The sequence below is a fragment of the Enterococcus sp. CSURQ0835 genome (genome assembly GCF_902706605.1).
Classification (GTDB): Bacteria; Bacillota; Bacilli; order Lactobacillales; family Enterococcaceae; genus Enterococcus_A.
Genome location: NZ_CACSLH010000011.1, coordinates 11,723 through 32,042, shown reverse-complemented (window position 1 = coordinate 32,042; position 20,320 = coordinate 11,723). Strand labels below are relative to the sequence as shown.

At 45.8% G+C, this 20,320-nt stretch carries 18 protein-coding genes and 1 pseudogene; 15 read left to right on the top strand and 4 right to left on the bottom strand.

Features of this window, described 5'->3' with window-relative positions; genetic code table 11:
• Positions 1-70 precede the first annotated feature (70 nt).
• From def to pknB, 5 genes are read left to right on the top strand one after another with little or no spacing between them, the layout of a single operon-like run.
• Positions 71-562: a peptide deformylase gene (def, locus tag GVJ38_RS06370; protein ID WP_159722341.1), complete on the top strand. Its 492-nt coding sequence runs from the start codon at positions 71-73 to the stop codon at positions 560-562.
• On the top strand, positions 555-1,496 hold the full coding sequence (gene fmt, locus GVJ38_RS06365) for a methionyl-tRNA formyltransferase (protein ID WP_159722340.1): 942 nt from the start codon (positions 555-557) through the stop codon (positions 1,494-1,496). Before def ends, fmt begins: the two co-directional genes overlap by 8 nt.
• Positions 1,496-2,848, top strand: coding sequence for a 16S rRNA (cytosine(967)-C(5))-methyltransferase RsmB (rsmB, locus tag GVJ38_RS06360; protein WP_159722339.1), 1,353 nt, complete (start codon positions 1,496-1,498; stop codon positions 2,846-2,848). The genes fmt and rsmB overlap by 1 nt, the downstream gene beginning before the upstream one ends.
• Positions 2,849-3,592: a Stp1/IreP family PP2C-type Ser/Thr phosphatase gene (locus GVJ38_RS06355; RefSeq protein WP_159722338.1), complete on the top strand. Its 744-nt coding sequence runs from the start codon at positions 2,849-2,851 to the stop codon at positions 3,590-3,592.
• Positions 3,589-5,799: a Stk1 family PASTA domain-containing Ser/Thr kinase gene (pknB, locus tag GVJ38_RS06350; protein WP_159722337.1), complete on the top strand. Its 2,211-nt coding sequence runs from the start codon at positions 3,589-3,591 to the stop codon at positions 5,797-5,799. Before GVJ38_RS06355 ends, pknB begins: the two co-directional genes overlap by 4 nt.
• A gap of 87 nt (positions 5,800-5,886) precedes the next feature.
• On the opposite strand, the gene GVJ38_RS06345 is transcribed toward pknB, so the two are convergent.
• Positions 5,887-6,099 carry a DUF2922 domain-containing protein gene (locus tag GVJ38_RS06345; RefSeq protein ID WP_159722336.1) on the bottom strand — a complete coding sequence of 71 codons (213 nt, stop codon included), beginning with the start codon at positions 6,097-6,099 and terminating at the stop codon, positions 5,887-5,889.
• A gap of 13 nt (positions 6,100-6,112) precedes the next feature.
• On the bottom strand, positions 6,113-6,319 hold the full coding sequence (locus tag GVJ38_RS06340; RefSeq protein ID WP_159722335.1) for a hypothetical protein: 207 nt from the start codon (positions 6,317-6,319) through the stop codon (positions 6,113-6,115).
• A 552-nt stretch (positions 6,320-6,871) separates the two neighbouring features.
• Between GVJ38_RS06340 and rsgA the strand changes: the two genes are divergently transcribed.
• From rsgA to GVJ38_RS06300, 8 genes and pseudogenes are all read left to right on the top strand, one after another.
• The gene (gene rsgA / locus GVJ38_RS06335) at positions 6,872-7,750 is read left to right on the top strand and encodes a ribosome small subunit-dependent GTPase A (protein WP_159722334.1); all 879 of its coding nucleotides are present in this window, start codon (positions 6,872-6,874) and stop codon (positions 7,748-7,750) included.
• Between the two features lie 7 nt (positions 7,751-7,757).
• Positions 7,758-8,408 (top strand): ribulose-phosphate 3-epimerase, encoded by a 651-nt coding sequence (gene rpe, locus GVJ38_RS06330; RefSeq protein WP_159722333.1) that lies wholly within the window; start codon positions 7,758-7,760, stop codon positions 8,406-8,408.
• Positions 8,408-9,052 carry a thiamine diphosphokinase gene (locus tag GVJ38_RS06325; RefSeq protein WP_159722332.1) on the top strand — a complete coding sequence of 215 codons (645 nt, stop codon included), beginning with the start codon at positions 8,408-8,410 and terminating at the stop codon, positions 9,050-9,052. Before rpe ends, GVJ38_RS06325 begins: the two co-directional genes overlap by 1 nt.
• A 192-nt stretch (positions 9,053-9,244) precedes the next feature.
• Positions 9,245-10,105, top strand: coding sequence for a rod shape-determining protein MreC (gene mreC, locus GVJ38_RS06320; RefSeq protein WP_159722331.1), 861 nt, complete (start codon positions 9,245-9,247; stop codon positions 10,103-10,105).
• Positions 10,102-10,626 (top strand): rod shape-determining protein MreD, encoded by a 525-nt coding sequence (gene mreD / locus GVJ38_RS06315; protein WP_159722330.1) that lies wholly within the window; start codon positions 10,102-10,104, stop codon positions 10,624-10,626. The genes mreC and mreD overlap by 4 nt, the downstream gene beginning before the upstream one ends.
• Positions 10,627-11,413: 787 nt before the next feature.
• A pseudogene (locus GVJ38_RS14285) lies at positions 11,414-11,785 on the top strand (C40 family peptidase); the annotation flags it as partial.
• A gap of 117 nt (positions 11,786-11,902) precedes the next feature.
• The gene (locus tag GVJ38_RS06305) at positions 11,903-12,409 is read left to right on the top strand and encodes a VanZ family protein (protein ID WP_159722329.1); all 507 of its coding nucleotides are present in this window, start codon (positions 11,903-11,905) and stop codon (positions 12,407-12,409) included.
• A 77-nt stretch (positions 12,410-12,486) separates the two neighbouring features.
• Positions 12,487-13,215: a YebC/PmpR family DNA-binding transcriptional regulator gene (locus GVJ38_RS06300; RefSeq protein WP_159722328.1), complete on the top strand. Its 729-nt coding sequence runs from the start codon at positions 12,487-12,489 to the stop codon at positions 13,213-13,215.
• A gap of 151 nt (positions 13,216-13,366) precedes the next feature.
• Here GVJ38_RS06300 and GVJ38_RS06295 read toward each other — a convergent pair whose 3' ends face one another.
• Positions 13,367-14,773 (bottom strand): L,D-transpeptidase family protein, encoded by a 1,407-nt coding sequence (locus tag GVJ38_RS06295; protein WP_159722327.1) that lies wholly within the window; start codon positions 14,771-14,773, stop codon positions 13,367-13,369.
• Positions 14,774-14,941: 168 nt separating this feature from the next.
• On the bottom strand, positions 14,942-15,913 hold the full coding sequence (locus GVJ38_RS06290; protein WP_159722326.1) for an L-lactate dehydrogenase: 972 nt from the start codon (positions 15,911-15,913) through the stop codon (positions 14,942-14,944).
• Between the two features lie 309 nt (positions 15,914-16,222).
• Here GVJ38_RS06290 and pth point away from each other — a divergent pair, with 309 nt between their 5' ends.
• Both pth and mfd read left to right on the top strand, forming a co-directional pair.
• Entirely contained in the window at positions 16,223-16,780 is a 558-nt protein-coding gene (pth, locus tag GVJ38_RS06285; protein ID WP_159722325.1) for an aminoacyl-tRNA hydrolase, read from the top strand.
• Between the two features lie 18 nt (positions 16,781-16,798).
• Positions 16,799-20,311 (top strand): transcription-repair coupling factor, encoded by a 3,513-nt coding sequence (gene mfd / locus GVJ38_RS06280; protein WP_159722324.1) that lies wholly within the window; start codon positions 16,799-16,801, stop codon positions 20,309-20,311.
• Positions 20,312-20,320: the final 9 nt, after the last annotated feature.

Genomic DNA, 20,320 nt, shown 5'->3' with positions numbered 1-20,320 from the left:
TGGTCAAAGTAGTGTACTATGGAAGCAAAGGTAAGTCCGGCAAACAGCCACGACTAGAAAAGGAGAGTTTATGCGTTATCCAATCGTACTTTATCCCGCAGATGGGTTAAGAAAAAAAGCGCAGCCAGTCGAGTTCATGACCGATGCGCTAGTGGAATTATTAGATGATTTGTATGAAACGATGCAAGCTCATGACGGGATCGGACTAGCCGCTCCTCAGATCGGGAAAAATTTGCGTGTAGCCGTCGTTGAGATCGATGAAGGGGATCGCTTTGATTTGATCGATCCGATCATCATCGAGCAAAAAGGCGAAGACATCGATGTGGAAGGTTGTCTGTCGATCCCGGGACGTTTTGGAACAGTCAAGCGCGCCGATGAAGTGACGGTTCGCTATTTTGATCGGGAAGGCGATGAAGTGGAAGTGACCGCTTATGGTTATTTGGCGCGAGCTTTCCAACATGAGATCGATCATTTAGATGGAAAATTATTTATCGATCAGCTGATCGAAGAGATCCCGGCTGATAAATTAGAAGAATATATGGAGGCACATGCTGATGACTAAAATCGTATTTATGGGAACACCCGCATTTTCGGTACCGATCTTAGAAGGACTCTTAAAAGCAGGCTATGAGATCCAAGCGGTGGTCACCCAACCGGATCGCCCCGTGGGCCGCAAAAAAATCATCACGCCGACCCCAGTGAAACAAGCCGCGCTAGCCCATGACTTACTAGTCTTGCAGCCAGAAAAAATCAGCGGTTCACCCGAAATGGAAAAAATCGCAGAACTACAACCGGATCTAATCGTCACTGCGGCGTTCGGTCAATTTTTACCGACGAAATTATTAGCAGTGCCCCGCTTGTTCGCGTTAAATGTTCACGCCTCGCTGTTACCAAAATACCGCGGCGGTGCACCAGTGCATTACGCGATCATCAATGGCGAAGACCAAACGGGTGTCACGATCATGGAAATGGTGAAAAAAATGGATGCGGGCGGGATCTTCAGTCAAGTCACTGTCCCGATCACAAAACAAGACGATGTCGGCACGATGTTTGACAAATTGAGTTTAGCGGGTCGTGATTTATTATTGGAAACACTGCCGAAAATCATCGCAGGGCAGTTGACCCCAACACCGCAAGATGAAACGCAAGCGACATTTTCACCGAATATCACGCGAGAAGAAGAAAAAATCGACTGGACACAAACGGCTGAGGCAATCGACTGTAAAGTGCGGGGCATGCATCCGTGGCCTGTCGCCTATACGACCTATGACAAGACGCGTTGGAAGATCGCAAAAGTCGCCGTCGTTCCAGAACACACGACTGCAGCGCCGGGTGTGATCGCCAAAAAAACGAAACACGAATTGTGGATCGCTTGTGGTGGTGGTACGTTACTTGCGATCCAAGAATTGCAGCCGGCCGGTAAAGGCAAACAAGCGATCAGCGCATTTTTAAATGGTAGCGGACAACACGTTACGGAAGGACAACAGGTGGATTAATGGCGAAAAAACTATTACATTCGGTGCGCTTTGCTGCACTAGAAGCGATCGAACGAATCAAACGTGGCGGCGCTTATTCAAATTTATTATTAAATGAACTGCTGACGAAAAATCAAGTCGCCAAAAAAGATGCGGGGCTACTAACAGAACTGGTTTACGGCACGATCAGCCGCAAATTATTGTTGCGCTATGAACTGGAACCTTTCATCAAAAATGCAAAAAAAGTCGAGGACTGGGTGGAGACATTACTGGAGCTCTCACTGTTTCAAATGCAGTTTTTAGATCGTGTGCCAGATCATGCCATCATCAATGAAGCTGTTGAGATCGCCAAATTCCGTGGCAATCCCGGTACGGCCAAATTTGTCAACGGTGTCTTGCGGAACGTCCAACGTAAAGGCGTTCCCAGCTTGGATTTGATCGAAGACCCGATCGAACGACTTGCCACTGAGATTAGTTTGCCGCGCTTTTTGACGGAAAAATTCATCCACGAATTAGGGCTGGAAAAAACGCGGGAACTCGGCTTGTCACTGTTGCAACCGAGCCACGTCAGCGCGCGGGTTGATCTGCGGTTCATCACCCGCAAAGAAGCGATCGAACAATTAAAAACAGAAGGGATCGAAGCGCGAGCAAGCGAGATCTCACCATATGGGATCGTTGCGGACAAAGGCTTTTTAGCTGGCAGTGATCTGTATCAGATCGGACTTTTGACGATCCAAGATGAAAGCTCGATGCTAGTGGCGCAAGCGATGGAACTTGCGCCGGATGATCAAGTGTTAGATGCGTGTGCGGCACCGGGTGGCAAGACCACTCATATGGCGACCCTTTTAGGCGATGCTGGTAAAATCACCGCCTTAGACATCCATCAGCACAAGTTGAAGCTGATCACGGAAAATGCGGAGCGTTTACGGGTAGCAGATAAGATCACGACGGAAAAAATGGATGCACGAACTGTCAATGAGCATTTTCCAGCTAACGCATTTGATAAAATCTTAGTGGATGCGCCTTGTTCTGGTCTGGGACTGATGCGGCGAAAACCAGATCTGAAATATCAAAAACAGCCGCGGGATTTTGTAAATTTACCAAAGATCCAGCTGGCGATCTTAGAAAGTTGCGCCCAAACCTTGAAACCTAAGGGCCGCCTCGTATATAGTACTTGTACAGTCGCACCAGAAGAAAACGAACAAGTCATCGCGGAATTTTTAGCGCGGCACCCAGAATTCAAAAAAACAGCGCTGCAGCTAAAAGGCAAAGTTACTCAAGCGATCACAGATGATCAGTTAAAAATCTATCCGCAAGACTTTATGACCGATGGCTTCTTTATTTGCGGCATGGAAAAAATCGAGGTGAATTAAATGGAGATCCAATTTCAATCTGATATCGGCAAACGCCGACATACGAACCAAGACTATGCCAATGTCTTTACTAATCAATCCGGCACTCGGCTAGCGATCTTAGCAGACGGGATGGGCGGACATTTAGCTGGTGATGTCGCTAGTAAAATGGTCGTGGAAGGTGTTGGCGAGGCGTGGCAAGTCTCTGAGGTCAATGATTGTGAAGATGCCCCACCGTGGTTTCGCCAGCAGATCCAAGTGGAAAACGAAAAAATTTATCGCGAAGGCTTAGAGCATCCCGCCATGCAAGGAATGGGAACGACGATCGTCACCGCCGCCTTGTTTGACGAGTGTTTTGTCTTAGCGCATGTGGGCGACAGCCGCGCGTATTTGATTCGTGACCGTAAGATCCAGCAACTGACAGATGATCATTCATTAGTCAATGAGCTGGTCAAATCAGGTGAGATCACCGAAGAAATGGCCGCGGTCCACCCGCAAAAAAATATTTTGACTCGCTCGGTGGGTGTCCAAAATCCGATCGCAGTCGATGTTTCCCGGCACATCTGCCAAGCAAATGACTACCTATTATTGTGTTCTGATGGCCTGACCAATATGGTGAGTGAGGAGCTGATCTTAGCTTTAGTCACCAGTGATGCCTCCATTGAAGAAAAAACGAAGCGTCTGATCACCGCCGCGAATGAAGCCGGGGGTGCCGATAATATCACCGTCCTTTTGATCCACTTTGAAAAGGAGGCCACTCCATGATCGAGATCGGCAAATTGGTCAACGGTCGGTATAAAGTCATTGCCAGTATCGGCAGTGGCGGAATGGCAAATGTATTTTTAGCCCATGACTTGATTTTAGATCGAGATGTCGCCATCAAGATCTTGCGGTTTGATTTTCAAAATGATCAAACAGCGATCCGGCGTTTTCAACGGGAAGCACTCGCGGCAACCGAACTCGTCCATCCTAATATCGTCAGTGTGTATGATGTCGATGAAGAAGATGGGATGCAATACTTAGTGATGGAATACGTAAAAGGAATGGATCTGAAGCGTTACATCCAGACCCATCACCCACTGCCATATCAAAAAGTTGTCGATATCATGCAGCAGATCTTATCTGCGGTGAGTTTGGCCCATGAACACGGGATCATCCACCGTGATTTAAAGCCGCAAAATATTTTGATCAATGAAGCCGGGGTAGTGAAAATCGCTGATTTTGGGATCGCGATCGCGTTGTCGGAAACGTCACTGACCCAGACGAATTCGATGTTAGGCTCGGTCCATTACATGTCACCGGAACAAGCTCGTGGTGGCATGGCTACGAAACAGTCGGATCTGTACGCGCTGGGGATCATTTTATATGAGATGCTGACGGGGAAAGTTCCGTTTGATGGCGAGTCAGCTGTCACAATCGCGTTGAAACATTTTCAAGAGCCGATCCCCTCAGTCAAAATGTTCGACCCGAAAGTCCCCCAGTCGTTAGAAAATATCGTGTTGTGCGCGACGGCTAAAGAACCTGCTGATCGTTACAAGACTGCTGAAGAAATGTCGGCGGATCTTGCTACGGCATTAGATGCGGATCGGTTGAACGAAAAAGCGTGGCATCCTAGTGCGATGACCGACGAAACAAAGGCGATCACACCGTTAAAAGAAGCGGATTTTAAAACTGAACCGGTCAAGCCGCCCAGTCGTTTGACGGGAAAACGTAAAAAATTATTCATCGCACTGGCGGCATTGGCACTTTTATTATTAGCGGGTGGTGCGACTGCTTTTATGCGTACCCGCCAAGCCGTTAAAGTCAGCGTGCCGCCTGTCAACAATATGACGGAAGTCGCTGCCCGCCAAACGTTGGAAAATGCCGGTTTGAAAGTTGCCGACCAAACCGAATCGATGGCAAGTGAGCTAGTCAAAAAAGGCAATGTCGTCAAAACTAAACCAGTCGCCGGTAGCCTCGTCAAAAAAGATCGCACGATCACGTTGTACCTCAGCACTGGAAATGAAAAGATGAAGCTCAAAGACTACACCGGTGAAAAAATCGAAGACGCCCAAGCTGATCTGCAAAAACTCGGTTTTGTCTTGAAGCACATCACGATCAAACGGCAAACGAGTGATACGGTGCCAGAAGATCAGATCATCAGTCAAGAGCCGAAAAAAGATCAAAAAGTCGATCCGAAAATGGACAAGCTGACCTTTATCGTTTCAGATGGTCCCGAGGCGATCGAAGTCGGGGATTACAGTGGGATGAGCTACCAAGACGCGTTGGCGAGTTTGATCCAAGCAGGCGTCACGCAACAACAGATCAAACGCGTCGATGAATCCAGTGAGACCGTGCCAGCGGGTTCTGTCATTCGGCAAACACCAAGTGCTGGAGCAGAACTGACTTCAAATGACACGATCACATTATATGCCAGCACCGGTTCAAACTACGTCACCCTGGAAGATTTCCGCGGCAAGACTGAAGCGGACGCCACGGCTCAACTAAAAGCTCTCGGGCTGAAAGTCTCGACGGACAAAGAATATTCCGATGAAGTGCCTGCTGGTCAAGTTATTCGGACGAGTCCCGGTGCCGGTTCAGCCGTGAAAAAAGATGGTGAGGTCACACTCGTCATCTCCAACGGGCCAGAGCCAAGTTCTAGCAGCTCTAGTTCTTCTAGCTCAAGTACGTCGGGCACAACGACACCCTCGACCACAACGCCAACGGAAAAAACGATGGAAGTCACCGTGGCGGCTCATTACACTGGTGACGGCCAAAAACCAGACACGATCGTCGTGTTAGTCAAAGATGTGAAGCATCCGAACTTCACACCAGTCAGCAGTTTCCAACTCGATCTGCAAAATCCTAGCAGCAGCGAGGTCATCCCGGTCACTGTCAGAAGTGACCAGCCTGGTGTCATCGAGGTCCAGCGTAATGGCGAAGTCGTCATGACCCGAAATATTTCTGAAAAGACGACGGTGGATGTACAGTAATGAAAGCAAAAGCGAGCACGATTCAGTTGACAATTCAACTTTGAATCGTGCTCATTTTAGTGATTGCTTTTTTTCAATGATTCATGCTTAAAACAAACTCGTTTCGATCGTTTCCACGTATTTGCCGCTGTGGACAGCTTCATACATGTTCAACTCATCTTTGACAAACATTTGAGCCGTCACGACTTTTTCCATTTCCGCTTTGACTTCTGAGCCAGTCATCCCGGCTTTCGCATCGGAAAAGCTGATGCGGGTTTTGTCACCGGCTTGGTTTTTAAAATCTACGACTAGTTTTAACATAATTTATTCCTCCTTATTTGGTGATCCGGACTTGATCGGTCTTCACAACACAATTCAAATCAGCAACATTTGCCGTCACGTTTTGCACGACTTCCGCTAAGACTAACGCTTGCTCTTCGGTCACTTCAGGGACGACATTTTGAAAACTCACCGCTTTTTTCTTGTCGCTGTCCACTAAGTCGAGCTGGACTTGCAATTTGGTTCCCATTGGTTGGATCATGATAAATTCCTCCTTGTTAGTAAAAGTTTTTTTGAGGTGCCGCGACGCCCTACACTAGTATTAACGAAACTTTTAGCTAAAACTGAACCAAACAGGCAAAAAAAGTTTCCATTTTTTTCTGCTCTTTCGAAAGCGAAAATAAAGAAGTTTTGGAAATCGCAAGGAATCAAGCTGGTAAAAACAGGCTGAATACATTTGTGAATCGGCTTTTTATTTTTTAGCAGGGGTTGGATTTTTCCGAAATTTTTCGTCTCTTTTAATATAGAGTCGAGCGCAATCGAGAGTCAGCTGTTTGAGCAAAAGATAGTTTAAGTGGTAAAGCGCACGAGCGAAAGTATCGCTCAGACAACTTGGCAGAATAATACCCGTTCGTTTTTGAAAAGCCAAAACGAACAAAAGCAAAATCTTTGTCCGGCAAGCCGGACGAGGGGGGTTTTTACAGAAAAAATCAAAACAAGGAAGTGCGGGTGGTTCCTTAGTGTAGCGGCTTCACCTTTTAGGTTCTACCGACCATTATTTGTGGTACAATGAAAAAAAGATTTGTCAAAGGAGTTGAAGCGTATCGAAGGACAGATTCGAAAAGCGTTGAGTGGTTTTTATTATGTCTATGCAAATGGAAAAACGTATCAGACGCGAGGTCGTGGAAATTTTCGCAAGAAGAAATTGACGCCGCTCGTAGGAGATCACGTAGTATTTTCCAGTGACAATCCAACTGATGGCTATGTGCTGGAGTTATTGCCGCGGAAAAATGAATTAGTCCGGCCGCCAGTTGCCAATGTGGATCAAGGGGTGATCGTGGCGAGTTTAGTGGAGCCGCAGTTTTCTTTCAACTTACTGGATCGTTTTTTAGTGACCTTGGAAGCTAAAGGGATCGATCCGATCATCTATGTATCAAAGACGGATCTGGTCAAAGATGAGAACGTTTTAAAGCAGATCCGAGCGATTTACGTCGCGGATTATCCCGTCGTCAGCAGTCAAGAAAAAGATAAGTTAACGGCGCTGTTTCCCAACAAGTTGACCGTCTTCATGGGTCAATCAGGAGCTGGCAAGTCGACGTTACTAAATGAATTGGTGCCGGAGTTGAACTTAGCGACCGGCGAGATTTCAACTTCTCTCGGGCGGGGACGTCATACGACGCGACACGTGGAGTTGCTGCCGCTGTTTGACGGCTTAGTTGCGGATACACCAGGCTTTAGTTCGATCGATTTTTTAGACATCAGTGCCGCGGAGTTGCCAAAAGAATTTCCGGAATTTCAGCGTGCGTCGGTCAACTGTCGTTTTCGTGAGTGCCGTCACGTTAAAGAACCCGGCTGTGCAGTGAAAGCCGAAGTTGAAGCCGGCGAGATCGCGCAATCGCGTTATGATAATTATTTGCAGTTTTTACAAGAGATCGAACAGCGTCGTCCGATCTATAAAAAGAAAAAGGAGTAAGGAAATTATGAAAATTGCCCCATCGATTTTAAGTGCCGATTTTGCTCGGTTAGGTGAAGAAGTCAAATTAGTAGAGGAGCTCGGTGCTGATTATATCCACATCGATGTGATGGATGGAAATTTCGTCCCAAATATTACGTTTGGTCCGAGTGTCGTCGCAGCGTTGCGTCCCGTAACTAAATTGACGTTGGATGTTCATTTGATGATCGCAGAACCGGAAAAATATATCGAAGACTTCGCTAAAGCAGGGGCCGACATCATCATGTCCCATGTGGAAGCAACACCCCATATCCATCGCGCAGTGCAAATGACTAAAGCTGCTGGGGTCAAAGCCGGCGTCGTCTTGAATCCTGGAACACCAGTCGAAGCAGTCAAATACGTTTTATCTGAAGTCGATCAAGTTTTAGTGATGACGGTCAATCCTGGTTTTGGCGGCCAATCGTTCATCGAAGAGACAGTCAAAAAAATCGCGGAGTTGGATCAATTGCGCAAAGAAAATGGCTATCACTATGAGATCGAAGTGGACGGCGGCGTGACCGATCAAACGGCTGGTAAATGTTTAGCAGCCGGTGCTGACGTCTTCGTAGCTGGTTCATACATCTATGGCGCAGAAGATCCTGGTCAGCGGATCAATGCGTTGCGTGAGATCATCGGCTAATGAAGATCTTACTTGTCGCCGGTGGCAGTCCAGAATTGTGGCCGCAGTTTGAGTCAACTGATTACGATTTGTTTGTCGGGATCGATCGCGGCACGTGGCATTTGTTAGCACGGGGGATCACACCGAATTTTGCGGTGGGAGATTTTGATTCGTTGTCAGCCTCAGAACGCGAAAAAGTCTTTGCGACGATCCCGGATGTTTTGTCTTCGATCCCCGAAAAAGATGATACTGATACACAACTGGCGTTGGCTGAAACGTTTAAACGTTATCCGACAGCCGACGTGTGTTTGATTGGCGCGACTGGCGGGCGGTTGGATCATCTGTTGGCAAATCTTTGGCTAGGGGTGGAACCGCGTTTTGTACCACATCTAGCACAATTGACGTTACAAGATCGGCAAAATGTCGTGACGTATTTAGCGCCGGGAAGCTACACGATCGAAAAAGTCCCAACGATGAAATACCTCGGCTATTGTTGCTTGACACCCGTGACGGATCTGACACTTTCAAAAAGCAAATATACATTGGATCATGTGCACGTGGCGCAGCCGACTAGTTGGGCCAGCAATGAATTTGTTGGACCGACCGCTGAGATTTCGTTTAGTGCGGGCATCATCGCAGTCGTGCAAAGTAAAGATCGAGCATAAATAAATAGTGCCCGCCATGACGTTTGGCAGGCGGTTGCTGGAAATGTAAGGAGTGAGACGAATGCGGTCTCGCTCTTTTTTGTCGCGTTTGACTGACAAGAACCTAAAAATATCTAAAAACGCAGGCTCACACTTTTTTAAACATTGGGTTAGTGGTAGAATTTATATTATATTATTAGTCGAGGTGCCTACGTGAAGAAGTTTAATCCAAACAAGAATATTTTTATTTTATTGATTTTAGCTATTATCGCGGTCGCGTTGATCTCGATCACCGCAGCGAGCCGTGCCAAAGAAAAAAACACGAACCTCGTCCAGTCAGCTATCAATGATACGGTCAGTGTCGTCGATCGAGTCGTTTCAGCTCCGAGCCGTCTTTTGAAACACAGCTCGCAATCGCTGACAGCGTTATTCAACACGTATGATGAGAACGAGGCATTAAAGCGTAAGCTCGATAAATACGAAGCGCTGACGTTGCAAAATAAGAACCAGCAAAAAGAGATCGAGCAGCTAAAAGAAGAACTTCAATTGAAACAGACATTGACGAGCTATGAAGAAGTCACCGCCAATGTCATTACGCGTTCGCCAGATACTTGGCAAAATATCTTGATCGTTGATAAAGGTAGCAGCGACGGTATCAAATCCAACATGGCGGTGATGGCGCAAAAAGGCTTGATCGGTCGGGTCATCGAGGTCAACGCCCATTCAGCGAAGATCGAACTTTTGACGACCAACAACAAAGACACGGATCAATTTCCGATTCGGATCACGTCAAAAGATGGCGAATCGTTTGGGTTGTTGTCGAAGTATGATGGTAAATCACAACTCTTAGTGGCTTCAAAGATCACTGAAAACAAAGATATCAAAGCCGGCGATGTGGTCCAAACATCGGGACTAGGGGGCAATTCGCCTGCGAACTTACCGATCGGAACCATTTCGAAGATCGAACCAGCTAGCTATGGCTTAGATCGCGAAGTCTACATCAAGCCGTATGCGCAGATGTATGATCTTTCTGTGGTCACGATCGTAAAACGAATGGTGGAGGCGTCCGAATGATTCCTGAACGCTACACGAAACGGTTCGCGCCGTTTTTACTCTTTGTCATTTTACTGTTAGATACACATTTTTCAACGTGGGTCAGCCAGTGGAGCGATAATTATTACATTGCCAACGCGCATTTGATCATCTTACTGATCCTCGTCTTATCCGAAGTCTTGAACGAACGCTTTATGATTTTGACCGCAGTCGTGATCGGCCTGCTGTTTGATCTGTATTACGTGGGTGTGATTGGGATTTACGCCAGTGTGTTGCCGGCGATGGTGGCATTGATTTATTTTTTCAATAACGCGATCCACCAAAGCTTACTGACATTGTTTTTTTCCATGATCATCTTCGTGACATTTTTTGAATTGAGCGCCGTCTTGCTCCAGATTTTATTCAAACTAGCCGTGGTAGACAGCAACTTTTTCATCACGAATTTCTTAGGGCCGACGTTATTGCTGAATATGATCATCTTTGTCATTTTCATCTATCCGCTCCATCATTTATTTACGCAAACCGAAGAACGACTTTATTAACAGGAGGCGAGCTCCTGTTTTTTTATGAAGTGAAATGACATTATTTTGTAACAACTTTATTATTTACCCGACATGAAGCTATGCTAAACTGCGGTTGTGTGTGTTAGTGAGTAGTCAAGGGTCATTAGTCCCAGCGTCTGGTCCGGCACGAAAAAATTTCCGCGTGAACCGTTCTAGTCAGCACGAAAAAGCGCGGTGATTTTTAAAACTGTGACCAACGAAAAACTAATCAAAAAAATAGTTCGCCGCGTGCGGGCTATTTTTTTGTGCGCTGACGCGTTGGAACTATTTTTTAGTAATACAGCTCACTCAAAAATTGATACACATTTCTTTCACGAAAAAATCGTAAAAAAGCCTTATTTTACAAGTGTTTCAATATTTCTTACGCAATTGTAATGTCATTGAATCGCAAAACAATGAAAGTGTTTTGTAACAGCATTTAAATTGCACTGCAAAACGGCTATGCTAGACTGCATCTTGTGTTAGTAAGAAAAAAGAAATTTAAATCAAAGAGTAGTCGGAGGAATTTAGCTTGAAAAAAATTAGTTTGAAAAAAAGTATGATGACATTGATGATGATCGGTTCGGTTGCGGTAACGGCTAGTGCGTTACCAAATTTCGCTTCAGCAAATGTAATGGCTGGTGCTGAAAACACTGGAAATGTCGCTACGCAAACAGCATTGCCAAATACTGGCGCATCTGCTGATTACAGCCAACCGATCATAGATTATAACTATAGCCAACCTGCCCAAACAGCTACGACACCGGTTGCGACGAACCAACAAGTTGCGGCACCGGCTTCAAGTACCGGTTCAGCAGTTGTGGCTGAAGCGATGAAACATTTGGGTGCACCATATGTGTGGGGAGCAAAAGGGCCAGATTCATTTGATTGTTCTGGTTTCACCCATTACGTGTACCAAGTAGCGACGGGGAAAGAGATCGGCGGCTGGACGGTACCGCAAGAGTCAGCTGGGACACAGATCTCAGTCGACCAAGCCCAAGCCGGCGACTTATTGTTCTGGGGCGCACCTGGGGCTACGTATCACGTTGCGATCTCCCTTGGTAACGGTCAATTCATCCAAGCACCGGCACCAGGTCAAAGTGTCAGCATCAGTTCAGTTGCGGACTTTGCACCAAGTTTTGCTGTCCGGGTGAACTAATTTTACTAAATGAAGTGCGAACGATCCAGTTGTTAAACCAACGCTGGATCGTTCGTTTTTTTGCTGAAAAATATGAGCAGCTATGCTAAGATAAAAGCGCAAATAAAGGAGACAGTGATGAACAAACAAATGAAAAACGGCAATCTCTATTTCGTTTTTGCGCTAGTTGTGATGGCAGTTTTATTTTACAGCTCGTCTATGACGTATGAAGCGCAAAGCCAAGTCTCAACGATCGATCATTTTTTGAAAAACCAACCGTTCAAAGAGCAGCTCAATGCGATCTCATTTCAGTATGCGGGCAAAGACGTCAGCATCGCAGCACTTGGTTACGGAAAATTTATCGAATTTTATTTACGCAAAGGCGCCCACTTCACGACCTATTTTTTATTGGGGGGCAGTCTGTATCTCGGCTTGTTGCCACGCTTGAAAAATAGTCAGCTACTCGGGTTAGGTTTTGCTTGGCTAGCCGCGACTGGCTATGCGGCGACTGATGAGTTCCATCAAATGTTGACAGGTGATCGCACACCGTTGTTCCAAGATGTCATGTTAGATAGTTGTGGCGCGTTGACCGCTTGCGTCCTCGTTTTTTTATGGCGGACGTTGAAGCACAAGCGGAGAAGCTAGGCTTATCTTTGCAAAAAAGCGGGGAAAGTCCTACAATTGGATTAGACTTTTGTAAAATTTAAAGGAGTGTATTCGAGATGTCAGGACACAGTAAATGGAACAACATTCAAGGCCGCAAAAATGCGCAAGATGCGAAGCGAGGCAAGATCTTCCAAAAAATTTCTCGTGAGATCTATATGGCAGCCAAAGCTGGAGGTCCTGACCCGAGTGACAATCCGGCTCTACGGCTTGTCGTGGATAAAGCTAAAGCCGCGAACATGCCCAATGATAATGTCAACCGTGCGATCAAAAAAGCAACAAGTGCCGGCGAAGGTGAAAATTATGATGAGATCACGTATGAAGGCTATGGTCCTGGTGGTGTGGCGATCTTAGTGCACGCCTTGACTGACAATCGCAATCGAACGGCGACAAATGTCCGGGTAGCATTTACCCGCAACGGAGGGAATCTAGGCGAGACCGGTTCCGTCAATTATATGTTTGACCGTAAAGGCTATATCGCCATTGAGCGGGAAGGGCTAGACGTGGATGAAGACACGATGTTAGAAGATGTGATCGAAGCCGGTGCTGAAGATATGGAAAGTTCACCAGAAGTGTTTGAGATTTTCACCGCGCCTGAAGATTTCACTACCGTGCGCGATCAATTAGAAAAAGACGGCTTCACGTTAGCGCAAGCCGAACTTACGATGTTCCCACAAACGACCGTCAAAGTCGAAGGCGAACAAAAAGAACAATTAGACCGCTTAGTCGAAAAATTGGAAGACGACGATGATGTCTCAGAAGTCTTCACGTCAGTGGAACCAGAATAAAAAAGAAATGGATTTCTTTTTAAAAATCAAAAACCCAGCTGCTACGAATTTTTTTCGTAGCAGCTGGGTTTTTTAGTTAGCCGACCAGCCCACAAAAAAACTTCAGAAGTCAGCGGGTAAGCTGATCTCTGAAGGTTTTTGTTTTGTTAGTTTAGAAGATGATCACCGGTGTTCCGACTTCGACTTGATCGTAAAGTTTTGCCATCACATCGGGTGGCGTATTGACGCAACCATGGGAGCCGCGGGTTTGCCACAAGCTACCGCCATAAGCTGGTTGCCAATCGGAATCATGGATCCCAACACCCGTCCAATCAACGGGCATCCAATATTTGACAGGACTTGCATAATCGGTACCATCATCGTTTTTTCCACGCAATGTCTTGTTGGTTTCTTTTGACCAAACATAATCGACACCAGTTGGAGTTGGGCTTTTCGGCGCGCCACTGACGATATCCGTATCTAAAACGACATGGCCGTCTTTGTAATACCACATATGTTGATTTTCTAGATCGACTTCGATATACGTTTTATCCACGAGCTTATGATCAGCACCGGTACTACCTTTTGTGATCGGGGAGCGGGTAAAATCTTTACCTTTTAAGATCTCATCCGTCAACGCTTTTGCTTCAGAGACCGTTTGGATCGTCCAGCTATACGTTCCGGGGTTGACCTCGACGGTACCGCGCTTCGTACTGTTGAATTTAGTTGCGACTTTACTCGTATCATATTGTTGCGCTAAGCTTTCAACATAATTTTGGACTTGCACTTGATCAAGGGATAATTCGCCATTGTCATCAATCAACCAGCTATTGATCTGTTCTAATGGGATCTGGAACGTTTCGCCGTTGATACTGTAATTGGCTTTGATCTTCGCGATCTTATTCATGCGTTCGATTTCTTTTTGCAATTTCGGATCATCTTTTTTCGTGACCGGTTGCGCTAAATATTTTTCGATATCAACTGATTGTTTGCCGGATTCCGCGGCTTTTTGGAATGCGTCCGCGGCTTTTTCAACGTCGATCGTATCGCCTTGTTTTTCCGGTACGACTTCAAAACCAGTTGCCGTTTGTTTGACCGTCGCATTTTTTGTTGGGGTCCGCGTCGTATTCAGTTGCTCGATCTCCGCTTTGACTGCCGTCTTCACCGCTGCTAATTTTTCAGCGTTGATGGTGCTGCCGTCTTCGATATCTTTATCCGCCGCTGAAGCAAATGACATGCCCCAACTAAATGGATTTTGATCTGACTTGATCGCTTTCAATTGTGTTTGATAGTTGGCTGTCCAACCTAGATCTTTGCGTTGAATCTCTTTCCAAGCTTTGCCTTTATCTTTGATTACAAACGGTGCGTTTGAAAGGTCGGTCTTCATCTTTTGATTAGCTTCGGCAACGGTCAGACCACCCACGTCGATCCCATTGACTTGTGTTTTAGGTAAAAAACGATCGCTGTAATATGTACTCTTTACTGTATAGCCGCCCACTAATACGACTAAGACTGCTAACACCGCAATGATCACTACACGCGTTTTGTTAGCTCGGTTTTGTTTTTCCGAACGTGTCATAAAATAACTCCCTTAAGAAATATGATAGTATTGCTATCAACAATTTTAGCACATTAGGAACTAAAAGGGACTAGGGATGCTCCAAATCTTAGTAAATAATTGAAAAAAAATCACAGATCATAACGACCTGTGATTAGAAAGCTATTTGAAATAATGTGCGGGAGAAAATTATTTTTCTAAATCAGCGAACGCTTTGTCCATAACTTCTTTTAGTTGTTTAGCAGAAGCGTCCATCCGATCTTTTTCAGAGTCAGATAATGGGATTTCAATGATATTTTGGATTCCGCTAGCATTGATCACGGCAGGGGCACCGATATAAATATCTTTTTGACCATATTGACCTTCTAAGTAAACCGATAATGGGAAGACTGAATTTTCGTCGTTTAAGATCGCACGCGTGATCCGAGCTAAAGCAACGGCGATCCCATAGAAAGTCGCACCTTTTTTGTCGATGATCTCATAAGCAGCATCACGGACACCAAAGAATAAGTTGACTAAAGCTTCTTCGTCGACTTCTGGATTGTCTTTGACCCATTCGTAAATTTGAAGACCAGCAACATTGGCATGTGACCAAACAGGGAATTCTGAATCGCCGTGTTCGCCTAAGATGTAAGCATGGACGTTCCGAGCATCAACGTTGACTAATTCAGCGATGGCTTGACGGAAGCGAGCAGTATCTAAAGACGTACCTGATCCGATGACGCGTTCTTTCGGGAAGCCTGAGAATTTCCAAGTCGCATAAGTCAAGATGTCCACTGGGTTAGCGGCAACTAGGAAGATACCATTGAAACCAGATGCAACGACTTGTTCCACGATGCTCTTGTTGATTTTTAGATTTTTGTTGACTAGGTCCAACCGAGTTTCGCCCGGTTTTTGGGGTGCACCGGCTGTGATGACAACTAGGTCAGCATCGTGACAGTCTTCATAAGCGGCTGAATAGATTTTTTTAGGTGAAGTGAACGCTAGTGCGTGAGACAAGTCGATCGCGTCGCCTTCTGTGCGTTTGCTGTCGATATCGATAATTCCGATTTCTTGGGCGATGTTTTGGTTTACTAGAGCGAATGCGTAACTAGAACCAACGGCACCGTCACCGATTAACATAACTTTTTGATGGGTCTTCTTAGCTGCTGTTGCAGTCATTGTGTACCAATCCTTTCACGTAATTGTTTTATCTTACAGATGATAACACTAATTTGCTCTCTATGTCACATGATATGCACAAAAATAATACAGTTTTTTTAGTTGTATTATTCGTAAGCGTTTCATCATTTATTTCCGCCATGCCTTGCTGCTTAAACTTTTTTTATAAATAACGATATTTTTTGCCGAGGTCGCAAGGCGCTAAATAGTCACTACAGCTAAAATTGTGTTATACTGATTCAGAAAGTGACTGGGTCATCAATTTGATGATCCAGCATTTTGGCATGCTTAAGAAAATGAGGGAATAAAATGAAGATGATCGTTGGCCTGGGCAACCCAGGTAAAAAATATGAACAGACAAAACACAATGTCGGGTTTATGGCCGTGGATCAATTGGCCAAGGCGGCAGGTGTGACGTTTAAAAAAAATCCATTTGAAGCAGAAGTCGCAGATTATTTTGTGAATAGCGAGAAAGTTTTGCTCGTCAAACCCCAAACATTTATGAATGATTCAGGGCGCGCTGTAGGACCGCTCATGACGTATTTTGGCGTGTTGCCAGAAGAGCTCGTGGTGATCCACGATGATCTGGATCTGACATTAGGCAAATTACGGTTACGGCAAAAAGGTAGCGCAGGCGGTCACAATGGGATCAAAAGTATCATTGCTCACATTGACAGTCAACACTTTGATCGGATCAAGATCGGGATCGGCCGGCCGCAAGGAAAAACAGTTGTAAATCACGTCTTGAGTCCTTTTAGTAAAGAAGAACAGCCGGAGATCTTACACGCGATCGATCAAGCAGTCGCGGCGTGCGAATTTTATTTGACGACCGATGACTTTGTGCAAACGATGAACAAGTTTAATTAAAAGACAAGGAGCAGATCAATGAATGTAATCGAATTGTTGAATCAAACGCCAGTCGTTTCAGAGTGGCACCAACAATTGAAGCAAAAAGCACGGCGGCAACTGTTGATCGGTTTGTCTGGTTCGGCCAAGGCACTCGTGATGGCTGGAGCTTGTCAAAATTTTGACCGGCAGATCATGGTCGTCGTTCCGAATCTCTACTATAGTAATCAGCTAGCCGATGAATTGCGGCAGTTGACTGAAGCAGTGTATTTATTTCCAGTGGATGAAGTGTTGTCAGCGGAGATGGCCTTTTCTTCCCCTGAAGCGCGTGCCGAGCGGGTTGCGACATTAGCCGCGTTAGCGCAAGGCTTGCCAGGACTTTATGTCGTGCCAGCAGTCGCGTTACGCAAATTTTTACCCACACCAGCAGTCTGGGGAAAAAATCAATTGAATTGGCAGCTAGGCAGTGAGGTCGAGTTAGACCAATTAGCGCAGCAACTAGTTTTGATGGGCTACGAACGCCAAAGTATGGTGGGCAAACCCGGTGAATTCAGTTTGCGGGGCAGCATCATCGATATTTATCCGCTGACGACTGAATACCCAGTCCGAGTGGAATTGTTTGATGTGGAGATCGATTCATTGCGTTACTTTGATCCAGCCACGCAACGTTCCGTGGAGAATTTAAAAGATGTAACCATCAACCCGACGACTGAACTGGTTTTTTCAGCCGAAGATCTAAAGGCTGGGGCTAAACAGATTGATCGTTTGTTAAAAGGCCGCTTGGCAGTCACCAAAGAAAAAACCGATCAAGAATTTTTGAGTGATTATTTCGGGCAGTTGATCGCGGATTTTGAAGCGGGAATTCCTGGAGAAAGCGCGCGTTATTACGCTGATTTAGTCTATCAAGAAAAAACATCGCTGCTGGCCTATTTACGTGAGGACGCCTTTTTATTTGTGGATGACTATGCGCGGATCTTAGAGACGAATCGCGAGACGGAACAAGAAGAAGCCCAGTGGCACACGCAAAAAATCGAAGAGCTACGCCTTTTTTCAGAACAAAAGTTAGGCTTTGAATTGCCGGAGCTGCTGAAAAAAAATACACATCCCGCGACGTATTTTTCGCTGTTCCAAAAAGGGATGGGCAATTTGCGTTTTGAAGCGATCCATAATTTTCAATATCGTTCGATGCAACAATTTTTCGGTCAGATGCCGCTGTTGAAAACCGAAGTCGATCGTTGGAAAAAACAAGAGCAAACGATCGTGTTTGTCGTTGGGGATGACGAACGGCAAAAAAAATTATTGCAAGAGTTTCGCGAAGTCGATATTTCTGCGGTAGCCACAAGACCCGATCAACTGTTAGCAGGTAAAACACAAATCATAACTGGCAACTTGACGACGGGTTTTGAATTGCCGCAAGCGCGACTGATCGTGGTCACGGAGCGCGAGATCTTCCAAAAAGTCACGAAAAAACGCGCGCGGCGCCAAACGATCTCGAATGCCGAGCGGTTGAAAAGTTACAATGAACTGAAGCCGGGAGATTTTGTCGTTCATGCTAATCACGGGATCGGGAAATATATTGGAATGGAAACCATCGAGATCGACGGTGCCCATCAAGATTACATGACGATCTTGTACCAAAAAGATGATAAATTATTCATTCCGGTCACCCAGTTGAACTTGATCCAAAAATACGTCGCATCTGAGGCTAAACCGCCGAAGATCAACAAGCTTGGCGGCAGCGAGTGGAGCAAAACTAAGCGCAAAGTCTCCCAAAAAATCGAAGACATTGCCGATGACTTGATCGAGTTGTATGCGAAACGTGAAGCGGAACGAGGGTATGCATTTGGGCCTGATGATGAATACCAAAAAGAATTTGAAGATGCATTTCCTTATACGGAGACTGATGATCAGTTGCGTAGTGCGGCTGAGATCAAGCACGATATGGAAAAACCACGGCCGATGGATCGGCTTTTGGTAGGCGATGTTGGCTTTGGGAAAACGGAAGTCGCGTTACGGGCGGCCTTTAAAGCGATCAAAGAAAATAAACAAGTCGCCTTTTTAGTGCCGACGACGATTTTAGCGCAGCAACATTTTGATACGATGACGGAACGTTTTGAGAATTTTCCCGTCAAAGTGGCGATGCTGAGTCGCTTTCGAACGAAAAAGCAACAAGAAGCGACGATCGAAGAATTGCGGACCGGGCAAGTCGATATCGTCGTGGGTACCCATCGTTTGTTGTCACAAGATATCAAATTTGCTGATCTAGGTTTATTGGTCATCGATGAAGAACAACGCTTTGGGGTCAAACACAAAGAGCGGCTGAAACAATTACGTTCTGAGGTGGATGTGTTGACCTTGACGGCGACTCCAATCCCTCGAACATTGCACATGTCGATGCTTGGCGTGCGGGATCTTTCCGTGATTGAAACACCGCCGGAAAATCGTTACCCGATTCAAACGTACGTGATGGAATTAAATCCCGGCGCTATTAGAGAAGCAATCGAACGGGAACTAGCGCGAGGCGGGCAAGTTTTTTATTTGTACAATCGCGTCGAGACGATCGAACGCAAAGTCAGTGAGCTGCAAGAATTGGTGCCGGATGCGCGGATCGGTTTTGCTCATGGACAGATGACCGAGGTCCAATTAGAAAATACGTTGTTAGATTTTATTGATGGTCAATATGATATTTTAGTGACGACCACCATCATCGAGACTGGGGTAGATATTCCAAACGTCAACACATTGTTTGTCGAAAACGCCGATTATATGGGACTGTCGACGTTGTACCAATTACGGGGACGCGTCGGTCGGAGCAATCGAGTAGCGTATGCGTATTTCATGTATGAACCGCAAAAAATCTTGAATGAAGTCAGCGAAAAACGTCTGCAAGCGATCAAAGACTTTACTGAACTCGGTTCTGGCTTTAAGATTGCGATGCGGGATTTATCGATCCGTGGGGCGGGCAATCTGTTAGGTGCCCAGCAACACGGCTTCATCGATGCAGTCGGTTTTGACATGTATTCTCAAATGCTACAAGAAGCGGTCGCTCGCAAGCAAGGAAAAAATGCACAAGTGGAGCGGACGTCAGTGGAGATCAACCTGGGGATCGATGCGTATATTCCAGGAACGTACATTGAAGATGAACGGCAAAAAATCGAGATCTACAAACGGATCCGCGAGTTGGAATCAGAAGAGATGTTGAATGAAGTGGAAGATGATTTGATCGACCGCTTTGGTGATTATCCTGATGAAGTGGCGCATTTGTTGACAGTCGGCCAGATCAAAATGGACGGCGATCGCGCGTTAGTGGAAAGCATCCAGCGCAATGAACGGCAATTAGTCTTCACGTTGAGTAAAGCGGGTACGAAGCAATACACCGCCGAGCAATTGTTTGCCGCGTTGACGGCTACGAAGATGAAGGCAACTTTAGGCGTAGAAAAAGAAAAAATGACCATCAAATTAACGATCGGTCAAAAGATGGACACCGCGATTTGGCTGCGAGAGATCGCAAAATTCGTCAGTGCATTAAAAGCGCAGAAGTATCAAAGTTAGGAGGGCTTC

Coding starts and splice junctions, on each gene's coding strand:
- rsmB (WP_159722339.1), top strand. CDS start 1,496: ATGGCGAAAAAACTATTACATTCGGTGCGCTTTGCTGCACTAGAAGCG.
- GVJ38_RS06325 (WP_159722332.1), top strand. CDS start 8,408: ATGAAGATCTTACTTGTCGCCGGTGGCAGTCCAGAATTGTGGCCGCAG.
- def (WP_159722341.1), top strand. CDS start 71: ATGCGTTATCCAATCGTACTTTATCCCGCAGATGGGTTAAGAAAAAAA.
- pth (WP_159722325.1), top strand. CDS start 16,223: ATGAAGATGATCGTTGGCCTGGGCAACCCAGGTAAAAAATATGAACAG.
- GVJ38_RS06290 (WP_159722326.1), bottom strand. CDS start 15,913: ATGACTGCAACAGCAGCTAAGAAGACCCATCAAAAAGTTATGTTAATC.
- GVJ38_RS06355 (WP_159722338.1), top strand. CDS start 2,849: ATGGAGATCCAATTTCAATCTGATATCGGCAAACGCCGACATACGAAC.
- mfd (WP_159722324.1), top strand. CDS start 16,799: ATGAATGTAATCGAATTGTTGAATCAAACGCCAGTCGTTTCAGAGTGG.
- fmt (WP_159722340.1), top strand. CDS start 555: ATGACTAAAATCGTATTTATGGGAACACCCGCATTTTCGGTACCGATC.
- pknB (WP_159722337.1), top strand. CDS start 3,589: ATGATCGAGATCGGCAAATTGGTCAACGGTCGGTATAAAGTCATTGCC.
- GVJ38_RS06345 (WP_159722336.1), bottom strand. CDS start 6,099: ATGTTAAAACTAGTCGTAGATTTTAAAAACCAAGCCGGTGACAAAACC.
- GVJ38_RS06295 (WP_159722327.1), bottom strand. CDS start 14,773: ATGACACGTTCGGAAAAACAAAACCGAGCTAACAAAACGCGTGTAGTG.
- GVJ38_RS06305 (WP_159722329.1), top strand. CDS start 11,903: ATGAACAAACAAATGAAAAACGGCAATCTCTATTTCGTTTTTGCGCTA.
- GVJ38_RS06300 (WP_159722328.1), top strand. CDS start 12,487: ATGTCAGGACACAGTAAATGGAACAACATTCAAGGCCGCAAAAATGCG.
- rpe (WP_159722333.1), top strand. CDS start 7,758: ATGAAAATTGCCCCATCGATTTTAAGTGCCGATTTTGCTCGGTTAGGT.
- GVJ38_RS06340 (WP_159722335.1), bottom strand. CDS start 6,319: ATGATCCAACCAATGGGAACCAAATTGCAAGTCCAGCTCGACTTAGTG.
- mreD (WP_159722330.1), top strand. CDS start 10,102: ATGATTCCTGAACGCTACACGAAACGGTTCGCGCCGTTTTTACTCTTT.